Annotated in this window: 13 protein-coding genes and 1 tRNA gene; 10 read left to right on the top strand and 4 right to left on the bottom strand. The window is 70.3% G+C overall.

All coding sequences use genetic code 11. From position 1 onward, the window contains the following. The first annotated feature begins 106 nt into the window (after window positions 1-106). Window positions 107-1,564, top strand: coding sequence for an RICIN domain-containing protein (locus tag ACIHIX_RS30930; RefSeq protein ID WP_399961863.1), 1,458 nt, complete (start codon window positions 107-109; stop codon window positions 1,562-1,564). Between the two features lie 34 nt (window positions 1,565-1,598). Further along, window positions 1,599-2,492 (top strand): DUF4429 domain-containing protein, encoded by an 894-nt coding sequence (locus ACIHIX_RS30925; RefSeq protein WP_399961861.1) that lies wholly within the window; start codon window positions 1,599-1,601, stop codon window positions 2,490-2,492. A 17-nt stretch (window positions 2,493-2,509) separates the two neighbouring features. On the opposite strand, the gene ACIHIX_RS30920 is transcribed toward ACIHIX_RS30925, so the two are convergent. Next, the gene (locus ACIHIX_RS30920) at window positions 2,510-4,066 is read right to left on the bottom strand and encodes a fibronectin type III domain-containing protein (RefSeq protein ID WP_399961859.1); all 1,557 of its coding nucleotides are present in this window, start codon (window positions 4,064-4,066) and stop codon (window positions 2,510-2,512) included. Between the two features lie 185 nt (window positions 4,067-4,251). Here ACIHIX_RS30920 and ACIHIX_RS30915 point away from each other — a divergent pair, with 185 nt between their 5' ends. Continuing rightward, window positions 4,252-4,509: a hypothetical protein gene (locus ACIHIX_RS30915; RefSeq protein WP_399961857.1), complete on the top strand. Its 258-nt coding sequence runs from the start codon at window positions 4,252-4,254 to the stop codon at window positions 4,507-4,509. Window positions 4,510-4,521: 12 nt separating this feature from the next. Beyond that, on the top strand, window positions 4,522-6,339 hold the full coding sequence (glmS, locus tag ACIHIX_RS30910; protein ID WP_399961855.1) for a glutamine--fructose-6-phosphate transaminase (isomerizing): 1,818 nt from the start codon (window positions 4,522-4,524) through the stop codon (window positions 6,337-6,339). Between the two features lie 115 nt (window positions 6,340-6,454). Here the strand turns inward: glmS and ACIHIX_RS30905 are convergent, their stop codons facing one another. Together ACIHIX_RS30905 and ACIHIX_RS30900 are read right to left on the bottom strand one after the other, a co-directional pair. Further along, window positions 6,455-7,012: a GPR1/FUN34/YaaH family transporter gene (locus ACIHIX_RS30905; RefSeq protein WP_399961853.1), complete on the bottom strand. Its 558-nt coding sequence runs from the start codon at window positions 7,010-7,012 to the stop codon at window positions 6,455-6,457. A gap of 151 nt (window positions 7,013-7,163) precedes the next feature. After that, complete coding sequence (locus ACIHIX_RS30900; RefSeq protein WP_250078890.1) at window positions 7,164-7,691, bottom strand: universal stress protein; 528 nt, start codon at window positions 7,689-7,691, stop codon at window positions 7,164-7,166. Window positions 7,692-8,003: 312 nt separating this feature from the next. On the opposite strand from ACIHIX_RS30900, the gene ACIHIX_RS30895 reads away from it, so the two are divergent. The 4 genes from ACIHIX_RS30895 (at window position 8,004) to ACIHIX_RS30880 (ending at window position 10,816) form a co-directional block, all read left to right on the top strand. Continuing rightward, window positions 8,004-8,309 carry a hypothetical protein gene (locus tag ACIHIX_RS30895; protein ID WP_399961851.1) on the top strand — a complete coding sequence of 102 codons (306 nt, stop codon included), beginning with the start codon at window positions 8,004-8,006 and terminating at the stop codon, window positions 8,307-8,309. Window positions 8,310-8,686: 377 nt separating this feature from the next. Further along, a complete protein-coding gene (locus ACIHIX_RS30890) occupies window positions 8,687-9,880 on the top strand; it encodes a helix-turn-helix domain-containing protein (protein WP_399961849.1) in 1,194 nt (397 codons plus the stop codon). Window positions 9,881-10,025: 145 nt separating this feature from the next. Then, the gene (orn, locus tag ACIHIX_RS30885; RefSeq protein ID WP_399961847.1) at window positions 10,026-10,628 is read left to right on the top strand and encodes an oligoribonuclease; all 603 of its coding nucleotides are present in this window, start codon (window positions 10,026-10,028) and stop codon (window positions 10,626-10,628) included. Window positions 10,629-10,743: 115 nt separating this feature from the next. After that, a tRNA-His gene (locus ACIHIX_RS30880) sits at window positions 10,744-10,816 on the top strand. 33 nt (window positions 10,817-10,849) lie between these two features. On the opposite strand, the gene ACIHIX_RS30875 is transcribed toward ACIHIX_RS30880, so the two are convergent. Further along, complete coding sequence (locus ACIHIX_RS30875) at window positions 10,850-11,254, bottom strand: nuclear transport factor 2 family protein (protein ID WP_399961845.1); 405 nt, start codon at window positions 11,252-11,254, stop codon at window positions 10,850-10,852. 110 nt (window positions 11,255-11,364) lie between these two features. Here ACIHIX_RS30875 and ACIHIX_RS30870 point away from each other — a divergent pair, with 110 nt between their 5' ends. Then, entirely contained in the window at window positions 11,365-11,937 is a 573-nt protein-coding gene (locus tag ACIHIX_RS30870; protein WP_399961843.1) for a TetR/AcrR family transcriptional regulator, read from the top strand. A 13-nt stretch (window positions 11,938-11,950) separates the two neighbouring features. Beyond that, window positions 11,951-12,457, top strand: coding sequence for a GNAT family N-acetyltransferase (locus ACIHIX_RS30865; RefSeq protein WP_399961841.1), 507 nt, complete (start codon window positions 11,951-11,953; stop codon window positions 12,455-12,457). Window positions 12,458-12,499 lie beyond the last annotated feature (42 nt).

The raw sequence follows: 12,499 nt of genomic DNA, 5'->3' as shown, positions 1-12,499 counted from the left end.
CCACTCTGCCCGGTAACCGGCCCGGTGCGGAAGTGCACAGCCCCGTCACAGGCAGGGCCACTACGGTCCACACCTTGCCGTGACGGCTCCTTGGGGGGAGACGAAGATGTCCGAGCACACCGCACAGCAAGCCGGTACCGCCCACGCCCCGGCGCCGGGTGTCCCGTTGGAGGACGTGTCGGCGGTGCGCGCGTACGCGGGCGCGTTCTGCGGCAAGCAGCACGCCGCCGCAGAACTCGCCGCCGAGGTCCTCGCCCGTGCCGCGCACCGGCAAGGGCCCGCCGGCCGTCTGGAGTTGCTGACCGACGTGCGCCGCACCGCGGACACCTGGGTCCGCGACGAACGGGCGGCGCTGCTGCGCCCGGGGTTCCGGTCCTGGTCGCAGCGCGCGGCCGACACCTTCGGGCCGGTCGACACCCTGCGCCGGGTGGAGCACACCTCGCTGCTCCTGGCCGCCTTCGCCACCCTGGCCGACCAGCCGCGCGCCGCGCTGTGGCTGTGCCGGGCCGAACAGGGGGAGACGGCGTTCGCCGCGCAGGTCCTCGGTACCTCGGAGGAGTACGTCGAGGCGATGGCGGAGTCGGCCCGCGCCCGGCTGGCCGACGGGTTCCTGCGGCTGCGCGCCGAGCGCACGGCGGACGCCCGCTGTGTGCACTACGGCACCATGCTCGGCGCGATCGCCCGCGGCACCCACCGCGAGACCCCCGACGACCTCCAGCAGCACCTGGACGGCTGCCGGTTCTGCACCCACGACGTCACCGTCCTGCACACGCTCACCTCCGGCCCCCCGGAGGAGTTGCGGGCCCTGCTGGTCGACCAGGTGCTGGTATGGGGCGGTCCTGCCTACCGGGCGGCACAGCAGCCCCAGCCGACGCCTCCGCCACCCCCAGCACCCGACCCCGAGCCGGAGACCGCGCCTCCCCTGTCCGGGACCCCACGCCGCCGACGCCCCGTCCTCGCCGTGACGATCGCGGTCGTCGTCACCGCCATGGCCACCACGGCCGCCCTCAAACTGCTGACCGGCGAAGAACCCGCAGCACAGGCCGCGACCGCCGCCCCCACCCCCGTTGCCTCCTCCGCCCCCACCACGACCTCCCCGAGCACTGGCACGGCGATCGCCTCCATCACCCTCACCAACACCGCCACCGGACGCTGTGTCGCCGCCGACGCCGGCACCTCCTTCGACAACGCTCCGAAGACCGCCGCCTGTACGGAGGGACCGACCCAGCAGTGGAAGGTCGTCCCCTCCGGCAGGAACACGTACGCCCTGGAGCACGTCTCCTCGACGTTCTGCCTCGACATCGCGGGCGACCGCGTCACCGGCGACCCCATGCAACTGCGCCCCTGCGCCTACCAGCAGGGCGACGACGCCCCCTACCCCGAGGACCAGGCGTTCCTCCTCAGGACCCACGCGGACGGCACCTTCACCCTCGTGTGCCAGGACAACCAGGACATCGCCGTCGGCATCCGCGCCGGAGAGGTCCGCATGCTGGCGGCGACCGGGAGCGGCAGGGCGATCCGGTTCAAGGCCACCGCGAACCTGACGAAGGCACTCGGCGGCTGACCGTCACCCGCGACCCGAATGCCAGACTTGCCCCATGGCGGAAATCATCCAGCGGGACGGTACCTGGGCCTTCGACGGCGACGCCCTGCGCCTGACCCCGGGACGCGACAAGAACGTCAGCCTGTTCCGCACGTCGCTGGGTGAACTCGTCGTCCCGCTCGGTGCGTTGGCGGGCATCTCCTTCGAGCAGGGCCGCAAGGCAGGGCGGCTCAGGCTGCGGCTGCGCGACGGCGCCGATCCGCTGCTGCACGCGACCGGCGGCCGCCTCACCGAACCCAACGACCCCTATCAGCTGATCGTCGAGTCCGACCGCTACGGCGTCGCCGAGTACTTCGTGGACGAGGTCCGCGAGGCCCTCCTCCTCGACCAGGTGCCGGTGACCCCGGTGACCGAGTATCTGCTCCCCGGCCCCGCCGTCCCGCTGTCGTTCTCCGCCGGGGACGGCACCGCGTCCTTCGACGGCGAGCGGGTCCGCCTGGAGTGGAACTGGAAGACGGAGGACGCCAAGGCCGCCGCCGGCATCCGTACCCTCCCCCTCGGCGAGCTCGCCGCCGTGGAGTGGCTCCCGGCGGCGGGTCTGGACAACGGCCATCTGCGCTTCACGGTGAAGCACGCGCCGACGAAGGCACCGCCGAAGTACGACCCCCACTCGGTGGAGCTGTGGGGCTTCAAGAAGGACCCGCTGATGGCCCTGATCGCGGCGGCCGTCCAGGCCAGGCTCCCCCACCCGGCCCGGGCGGCCACCGTCGACGTACGCAGGACCCTGGACCCACGACCGGAAACGCCTTCCCTCCCGGTCGCCCCCGTCGAGGACGGCCACGACGCCCTCCTGCGCCGTCTGCGCGAGCTCGGCGAGCTGCGCCGCACGGGCGTGCTGACGGACGAGGAGTTCACGATGGCCAAGCAGGCGATCCTCAAACGGATGTAAGTCCCCTGTCGGTGCGGCTACTTGGCCTTGCGCGCCACCGTGAAGTGGTCGATCCGGTCACCGGTCTCGGCGATGCCGGACACCTTCAGCTTGGCGTAGTGCCCGCGCGGCGCCGGTTCCACGTCCACCCGCAGGAACGAGTAGTTGAGATACCGCACCCGGGACCAGGCCACGGTCTCGTTGACCTTGCCGTCCTTGGTGTTGACGAAGGAGGCGACGGAGTCGACCTCGTTCAGGTGGCCCTCGTAGGAGTCGGGCGCGGTGAACGCGTAGAGGCTGCGCCCCGCCGCACCGGCCGTCACATAGACGACGCCCTCGGTCTCCGGGTAGGCCGTCTCGCCGATCGGCAGCTTCTTGACGACCTTGTCGCCCTTGATGACGTCCGTCCGCTCGTACTGGTGGTTGTGGCCGTTGATGACCAGGTCCACCGTGTACTTCTCGAACAGCGGCACCCACTCCTGCCGTACACCGCCCTCGGAGGCGTGCGCGGTGGAGGTGCAGTAGGCGCAGTGGTGGAAGAAGACGACGACGAAGTCGATGTCGGGCCGGGCCCGGAACTTCCTCAACTGCCCCTCGAACCACGTGGTCTGCGTCCCGCCGGAGATGCCGAGGTTGGCGGGGATCTCGTACGACACGTCGTTCGGGTCGAGGGAGATGATCGCGGTGTTGCCGTGGACGAAGGAGTAGACGCCCGGGAGGTTCTTCTTGTCCGGCCCGTTGTCGGGGAGCGTGAAGCGGGCCTCCTCGCCGCCGTAGCCGTTGGGCGAGTACCAGGCCTCCATGTCGTGGTTGCCGTAACTCACCATCCAGGGCACGGACTTGGCGACCGACTCGGTCTGGGCGAGGAACTGGTCCCAGACCCGCGAGTCGAAGCCGGTGTCGGCGGACTTGCCCTGCCCGGCCGGGTCGGCGTAGGCGATGTCGCCGGCGTGCAGGTGGAAGGCCGGGTTCTGGCCGAGGAGCAGGCTGTCGTTGGCGAGGCCGTGGTAACTGACGCCCTGGTCGCCGAAGGCGGTGAAGGTGAAGGGCGCCTTGTGGGCGGGGGCGGTGGTGAAGGTGCCGAGGGTGCCGGCGAGGTGCGGGGTGGCGGGGTCGAAGCCCTGGTGGCCGGCGCCGTAGTAGTACGTCTTGCCGGGCTTGAGGTGGGTCAGCTTGGCGTGGATGTAGTACTGGGTGTGGTCGGCGCTCGTCCCCACACCCGCCGGGGTGTAGAGGGTGCGGACCTCGGCCTCGATCTTGCGGGAGAGGTCCCAGGGGTGGGCGCCGATGCGGATGAAGGGCTTCTTCACGGCGACCGGAACCTGCCACGAGACGGTCATCTCGGTGCGCGGGTCGTTGCCGTAGGCGAGGTGGCGACCGAAGGGGGCGACGAGTGCCCCGTCGACGGTCTCGGTGCGCGGAGCGGCCATGGGCGTGGCCTGGGCCGTGGCGCCGGGCACGAACGCGCCGCCCGCGACGGCGCCCAGCGTGACCGCGCCGCCCCTGATCATCGTGCGCCGGGAGAATCTGGCGCGCAGGTACTCGTGCTGCTCGGCCATGCTCATGCGCTCGGCGAGCTGCTCCGGTACTCCCATGCGAGGAATGTCCATGACGACCGAAACTCGTCCCCTCAGGCAACGAGATGCAAGACGCCGGGTGGCCAGGTCACGAACACGGCCTCATAAGAGATTCAATGTTGTTCTAAGAGTTTCTACAGCGCCCTGCCCGATATCGGGCAGGATTCTTGCGAGGTGGCCGCCGATACCCCAGGATCTACCGAGTGCACGACGACCTTGTTGATCACCTGACCCGCACCACGCCCCTCCAGCGGGGCGAGGCGCTGCGGGTGGTCCAGGACGTGCTCGCCTACTTCGACGAGACGACCGAGGTGTACGTCCGTCGCCGCCACCGCGAGCTCCAGGCCCAGGGCCTGGTGAACGCGGAGATCTTCGACCGGATCGAGGCGGACCTGAAATACCGGGCGGTGGCCCCGCCGGAGCTCACGCTCCGCCAGCTGCGCCGGATCGTCTACGGCTAGGAATACGTATATATGTGCGGAATCGTCGGATACATCGGCAAGCGTGATGTGGCCCCTCTCCTCCTGGAGGGCCTCCAGCGCCTGGAGTACCGGGGCTACGACTCGGCGGGCATCGCCATCACCGCGCCGAAGACGGCCGGTCTGAGGACCGTCAAGGCCAAGGGCCGCGTCCGCGACCTGGAGGCCAAGGTCCCGGCCCGCTTCAAGGGCACGACCGGCATCGCCCACACCCGCTGGGCCACCCACGGCGCCCCCTCCGACGCCAACGCCCACCCGCACCTCGACGCCGAGGGCCGGGTCGCCGTCGTCCACAACGGCATCATCGACAACGCCTCCGACCTGCGCCGCAAGCTGGAGGCCGACGGCGTCGAGTTCCTCTCCGAGACCGACACCGAGGTCCTCGTCCACCTGATCTCCCGCTCCACCGCGGAGAAGCTGGAGGACAAGGTCCGCGAGACCCTCCGCCTCATCGAGGGCACCTACGGCATCGCCGTCCTGCACGCCGACTTCCCGGACCGCATCGTCGTCGCCCGCAACGGCTCCCCGGTCGTCCTCGGCATCGGCGAGAAGGAGATGTTCGTCGCCTCGGACATCGCGGCGCTGGTCGCCCACACGCGGCAGATAGTGACGTTGGACGACGGCGAGATGGCCACCCTGAAGGCCGACGACTTCCGCACGTACACGACCGAGGGCACCCGTACGACGTCCGAGCCGACCACGGTCGAGTGGGAGGCGGCCTCCTACGACATGGGCGGCCACGACACGTACATGCACAAGGAGGTCCACGAGCAGGCCGACGCCGTCGACCGCGTCCTGCGCGGCCGCATCGACGACCGCTTCTCCACGGTCCACCTCGGCGGCCTGAACCTGGACGCCCGCGAGGCCCGCCAGATCCGCCGGGTGAAGATCCTCGGCTGCGGCACCTCGTACCACGCCGGCATGATCGGCGCGCAGATGATCGAGGAGCTGGCCCGCATCCCCGCGGACGCCGAGCCGGCCTCCGAGTTCCGCTACCGCAACGCGGTCGTGGACCCCGACACCCTCTACATCGCGGTCTCCCAGTCCGGTGAGACCTACGACGTCCTCGCTGCCGTCCAGGAGCTGAAGCGCAAGGGCGCGAGGGTCCTGGGCGTGGTCAACGTGGTCGGCTCCGCGATCGCCCGTGAGGCGGACGGCGGCATCTACGTCCACGCGGGTCCCGAGGTCTGCGTGGTCTCCACGAAGTGCTTCACCAACACCACGGTCGCCTTCGCGCTGCTCGCCCTGCACCTGGGCCGCACCCGCGACCTCTCGGTCCGCGACGGCAAGCGCATCATCGAGGGCCTGCGCAAGCTGCCCGCCCAGATCTCCGAGATCCTCGACCAGGAGGAGGAGATCAAGAAGCTGGCCGAGCAGTACACCGACGCCCGCTCGATGCTCTTCATCGGCCGCGTCCGGGGCTACCCGGTGGCCCGTGAGGCCTCCCTGAAGCTCAAGGAGGTCTCCTACATCCACGCCGAGGCCTACCCGGCCTCCGAGCTCAAGCACGGCCCGCTGGCCCTGATCGAGCCCGCCCTCCCCACGGTCGCGATCGTCCCCGACGACGACCTGCTGGAGAAGAACCGCGCCGCGATGGAGGAGATCAAGGCCCGCAGCGGCAAGATCCTCGCGGTCGCCCACCAGCACCAGGAAAAGGCCGACCACACCATCGTCGTCCCGAAGAACGAGGACGAACTCGACCCCATCCTCCTGGGCATTCCCCTCCAACTCCTGGCGTATCACACGGCATTGGCCCTGGGGCGGGACATCGACAAGCCCAGGAACCTCGCCAAGTCGGTGACGGTCGAGTAAAGGCTTTGCCTTTTAGCTCAACGCAACGGAACGGACCCCCACGTGATGCCACCCATCACGGGGGGTCCGCTCTCATAACGCCGGGGCCGCCCAATACCCCGGCGTCGGCTGCCGGTTAGCCGGTTGCCGTCACGCCCCGACCAGCAGCACGCCTCGGAAGCACCGTGGGCCAATGAGCGAGCGCAGCAGTAGCCGCGTACCAGGCCACCGCCCCCGCCCCGACGGCGAACCAACCGCCCACCTTGCCGAGCCCCCCGTTGTCGGCGAAGGCCGCGATGGCCATCAGCACGAGGGACACGAAGAGCAACCCGTAGGTGCCCTGCCCGAGTTGGTCCCCACCGGCGAGGGTGAGGGACAGCGCCACGAGGGCGAAGAGCAGGAAGAACAGCCCGGCCGCGTTGGCGGATCCGGCGTCCGAGACGGCCCACGTGAACCACAGCGCACCCAGCGCCGCGAACGCGGTCCCGTTGGCGGTGTCGCGGTCGCGGAAGGCCATGAGCCCGGCGACGAAGAGGGCGATTCCGCCCACGTAATGGGCGATTGACACGGCGTCAGCGGCTGTCACGCCGTCGATCACGTCGGTGTGGCCGAGCCCGAACGCCAGGAGGGTGATCCCGAGGGCGAGTCGGCCGACGATGGTGGTGGTTGCTCCCGCGGAGACGTCGTTGTCCACGGCGGGCTCCCTTCATGCTGTGCAGTTGTGCGGTGTGTGCGATATATGCCCTTCACAAAGGCACAAACACCTCTACGCGCCAGTAGATTCGGGCGTCGCACAAAGGGGAGGGGGCGTTCCCGGCTCGCATCCCACCTGGGAGAACGACGAGTTACGGAATGACGACGACGGGGCGCTTGGCGCGCTTGGCGAGCCGTCCCGCGACGGAGCCGAAGATGCGGCCCACGATGCCGTGCGTGGAGCCGACGACGATCGCGTCCGCCTCGTACTCCCGCCCGACCTCTTCGAGTTCATGGCAGATGTCGCCGCCGCGCTCGACGAGGATCCAGGGCACTTCGGCCAGGTAGTCCGCACAGGCCAGCTCAAGACCGAGAACCTCGGTGCGGTGGTCCGGGACGTCCACGAAGACCGGCGGCTCGCAGCCCGCCCACACGGTGGTGGGCAGCCGGTTGGCCACATGGACGATGATCAGGGCCGAGCCGGAGCGGTGGGCCATGCCGATGGCGTACGCGAGGGCGCGCTCGCTGGAGGTGGAGCCGTCGAAGCCCACGACGACGCCGTGCTTGAAGGCGGGGTCGCAGGAATGGCGTGGCTCTTCCGCCGCCAGGGGCTCGGCCGCCGTGGGATCGGCGACGGGCCGCTTGCGGTCCGCGGGTTCGAAGAATTCGTGACCGGCCATGGCTGTCTCGGCGTTGTGATCCTTAGTGGGAGGGACGACAGTGTGCGGCGGAGCTGTGTCCGGGAATCATCTTCCCAACCCCATACCCCCAAGGGTACGGCGGCACGCCTCCTTCGCCCATATCCCGCTCACCGTCAGTGAGAGGTTCCAGGGAGCATGCACGAGGGTGCGCCCGTAACGCAATGGTTGCTGCGCTGTACAGGCGGTTTGCACAGGCTTCAAGCACCCGAGGCCCCCCGAAGGGCCCTGCGGGCAGTGACCGACCCGTCGAACGGGCGTTGAACCCCGCGACCCACCCCCAGGGAGCACGCCATGTCCGGACACCGACCGCCCTCCGACGAATCCGCCACGGACGTGGTCCGCTGGGCGGCCTTCAGTTGCGTCCTCGTGCCGGTGGTCCTTGTCTGGTACGGCTCCTCGCTCGCCGGCGCCGCGGGCACCGCCCTGGGGCTCGCCGCCGTCACGGCGGTCTGCCGGGTGCTGCTGCGGCAGTCGGAGCGCGGCGCGGCGCGCTTGCTCGCCGAGGAACACGCACCCCATCGTGGCCGTCGTCACAGGACCGGATCGGGCTCTCGTCGAGGCGGTCGTCACACTGGGGGAAACTCACCGGTCGCGTGACCGGTTTCCATGCACGGACCCGTATCTTTTCAGCCAACTTCTCGGCCCCGCACATCCGTTGCCCCCAGCACCCCCCACCCCCCGTTCGACCTGCACGGAAAGGGTCCCGGGGCCCCTTCGCACCCCTCGTGGATTGGCCACTACGACGAGGCGCACTTCCCTGCACGGCCCGTGAGTGCAACGCTTCGTGATCGAATGCTTCACGCCAAGTTGCCATGTCGACAATGTGCCGGTTGCCGAACTGGTCACCCCGGCACCACGGGACACAGTAGATTCGATCTTGACGTCTTACGGCGGGGGACTCGTGCAGGACCGAGGGGAAACGTGCAGGAGCGACACAACCGAGGAGCCGCGACCACCGAGGGGGGCTTAGCAGTATGAGCCACGACTCCACTGCCGCGCCGGAAGCCGCGGCCCGGAAGCTTTCCGGGCGACGCCGCAAGGAGATCGTCGCGGTGCTGCTGTTCAGCGGCGGCCCCATCTTCGAGAGTTCCATACCGCTGTCGGTGTTCGGGATCGACCGCCAGGACGCCGGCGTGCCGCGCTACCGCTTGCTGGTGTGCGGCGGCGAGGAAGGCCCGCTGCGGACCACAGGGGGCCTGGAACTCACCGCGCCACATGGCCTGGAGGCGATCTCGCGGGCGGGCACGGTCGTCGTGCCGGCCTGGCGTTCGATCACTTCGCCACCGCCCGAGGAAGCACTCGACGCACTGCGTCGGGCGCACGAGGAAGGCGCCCGTATCGTCGGGCTGTGCACGGGTGCCTTCGTCCTCGCCGCGGCGGGCCTGCTGGACGGCCGCCCCGCGACCACACACTGGATGTACGCGCCGACGCTGGCCAAGCGCTACCCGTCGGTGCACGTCGATCCACGAGAACTCTTCGTGGACGACGGCGACGTGCTGACCTCCGCCGGCACGGCGGCCGGCATCGATCTCTGCCTCCACATCGTGCGCACGGACCACGGCAACGAGGCGGCGGGCGCACTGGCCCGGCGTCTGGTCGTGCCCCCGCGCCGCTCGGGCGGTCAGGAGCGCTACCTCGACAGGTCTTTACCTGAGGAGATCGGCGCCGACCCGCTGGCCGAGGTCGTCGCCTGGGCGCTGGAGCACCTCCACGAACAGTTCGACGTGGAGACGCTGGCGGCGAGGGCGTACATGTCGCGACGCACCTTCGACCGCCGCTTCCGCTCGCTGACGGGATCGGCCCCTCTCCAGTGGCTGATCACCCAGCGGGTGTTGCAGGCCCAGCGTCTGCTGGAGACATCGGACTACTCGGTGGACGAGGTCGCGGGCCGCTGCGGCTTCCGGTCGCCGGTGGCGCTGCGCGGGCACTTCCGCCGCCAGCTGGGCTCGTCGCCCGCCGCGTACCGGGCCGCGTACCGGGCCCGGCGTCCGCAGGGCGACCGGCCGCCGACGGACACCGACGGCCCCACGGGCCCTTCGGGGCCGCCGCTCCTCCACCCGGAGGCCGGTCCGGTCCCGCTCCAGACCCGCCGTACGGCGGCGGCGAGCGCGATGGGTCCGGCGGCGCAGCTGTCGGCGAGCCTGCCGGGGCAGCGCAGCGGCTCGTGAGGCGCTGAGGCGTTGACGCCGGACGGGGTGATCCACTCATCCCGTCCGGCGTTCCGCCATGCCGTGCCGCGACCATGGCCACTGCCGGGAGACTGGCTGCACCACCGGTCCTCCCAAACCGCGACACCAGCTTTAGGGTGTTCGCATGAACGATCGCATGGTGTGGATCGACTGCGAGATGACCGGCCTCTCGCTGTCCGACGACGCTCTCATCGAGGTAGCCGCCCTCGTCACCGACTCCGAGCTGAACGTACTCGGCGAAGGAGTGGACATCGTCATCCGCCCGCCGGCCCGGGCGCTGGAGACGATGCCGGAGGTGGTGCGTCAGATGCACACCGCGTCCGGACTGCTCGACGAGCTGGCGGGCGGCACCACGCTCGCCGAGGCCGAGGAACAGGTCCTCGCCTACATCCGGGAGCACGTCAAGGAAGCCGGCAAGGCTCCCCTGTGCGGCAACTCGGTGGGCACCGACCGCGGTTTCCTGGCCCGGGACATGGCGGCGCTGGAGGGCTACCTCCACTACCGCATCGTCGATGTCTCCTCGGTGAAGGAACTGGCCCGCCGCTGGTACCCGCGCGCCTACTTCAACAGCCCCGAGAAGAACGGCAACCACCGCGCCCTCGCCGACATCCGCGAGTCCATCGCGGAGCTGCGCTACTACCGCGAGGCCATCTTCGTGCCGCAGCCCGGCCCCGACTCGGACACCGCGCGCACGATCGCGGCCAAGCACGTACTGCCTGCTCAGTAGGCGGATGAGGGTCCTCCGGAGGGGCGCCGAAAAAGCCGTGCGCGAGCACCCCTTCGGACCCTGTACACTTTTTCTCGGCCGGTAGGGAACACCACAAAGTCCCTCGCCGGTCGTGGTGGGTGTAGCTCAGCTGGTAGAGCACCTGGTTGTGGTCCAGGATGCCGCGGGTTCGAGTCCCGTCACTCACCCTGAACAGTCGGCCGGTGACCTTGGCAACAAGGTCACCGGCCGACTGCGTTGCGCACCCCCAACCCGTCCATGTAGTCGCGGACTTGAACCAGCCGGCCGTCCCGTACGCGCAGCACCAGCAGACCCGGTACGTCGACGGTCCCCGTCCGCCCGGGCAGGGACGCCACCACGGTGTGCTCGGCGACGACCACCTCCGGGTCGCCGGTGTCATGGACGGCCGCCACCTCGATCCGCTCCACCCGCACGGGACTGCGCCCCCACGCCCCCCGGTATCCCGCCCGCACCGCCTCCCTCCCCTGGAACCGCGGCGGGAAGCCGGGACTCGCGAACGGGAACTCGTGCACCGCGTCCTCGGCGTAGAGATCCGCGAGATCGTCGGCCGACTTGTCGCGCATGGCCTGGTAGTAGCGAGCGAGCACATCCCGAGGATCACTCATACCCCCACCCCTTTCGCTCAACAGTTGTTGAGCCACCGACTCTACGGCCGCTCCACCGCACCGGTCAACGCTTGTAGAGTGAACGGGTGAGTGAAGGAGTGAGTGAACGGGTGAGCGAACCTGCCATGACCCGCGCCGAGCGGCGCCTCGCCAGCAGGGCCCGGATCCTGGAGAGCGCGCGCGGGCTGTTCGCCGAGCGGGGCTTCGAGCGGACGACGATCCGTGCGGTGGCGGCGGGGGCCGGGGTGGACCCGGCGCTGGTGATGCAGCACTTCGGCAGCAAGCGGGACCTGTTCACGGAAGCGGTCGTGGCACCCCCGGACCCCTTGGCGGTCGAAGACCCGGACGGCGTCGTCGACCAGCTCCTCACCACCCTCGGCGTCAAACTCGGCGGGCTCCCCGACGGCACCCTGGCCACCCTGCGCTCGATGCTCACCGACCCGGCGGCGGCGGAGCACGCCCGTACGGCGATGACGCGGCAGATCGACGGTCTGGCCGCCACTCTCCCGAGCGCCGCCCAGGACGACGCCGAGCTGCGCGCCGCGCTGGCCGTCACCGCCCTGGTCGGCATCACCATCGGCCACCAGCTCCTGGGCCTGCCCGCCCTTCGCGAGGTCCCCGCGGACCGGGTGGCCGCACTGCTCCGTCCCGCCCTCAAGGCCCTGACGGATCCGCCCGCTTGAGAGAGGAGCCCCCGTGCTGACCGAGCCCATCCGCGCGGCCCGCCTGGACCTCGTCCCGCTGGCGGTGGAGCACGCGGCGGAGATGTCGGGCGTCCTGGCCGACCCCGCCCTGCACACGTACATCGGCGGCGAGCCCCTCTCCCCGGAGGCCCTGCGCGCCCGCTACGAACGCCTGACCGCCGGCTCACCGGACCCGGCCGTCTCCTGGCACAACTGGGTCCTGCGCCTGCGCACGGCCGACTGCCTGATCGGCACCGTCCAGGCGACGGTCACCCCGGCCCGCCGCACGGCGGAGATCGCCTGGATCACCGGCACTCCCTGGCAGGGCCAGGGCCTCGCCACGGAAGCGGCCCGCGCCCTGACCACCTGGCTCGTCCGCCACTACATCCGCACGATCACGGCCCACATCCACCCCGCCCACCAGGCCTCGGCGGCGGTGGCGAGGGCGGCGGGGTTGTCGCCGACTGAGGAGGTGGACGACGAGGGAGAGGTGGTGTGGCGGTTGTCGCTCGGAGGCTGAGAGGGCGTGGCTCCGGACAACTCCGGCCGTCGTTCAGGTGCG

The organism is Streptomyces sp. NPDC051913 (genome assembly GCF_044593635.1).
In the GTDB taxonomy this organism is placed as follows: Bacteria; Actinomycetota; Actinomycetes; order Streptomycetales; family Streptomycetaceae; genus Streptomyces.
The sequence above is the reverse complement of the archived record's forward strand: the minus strand, read 5'-3'. Positions and strand labels throughout refer to the sequence as shown.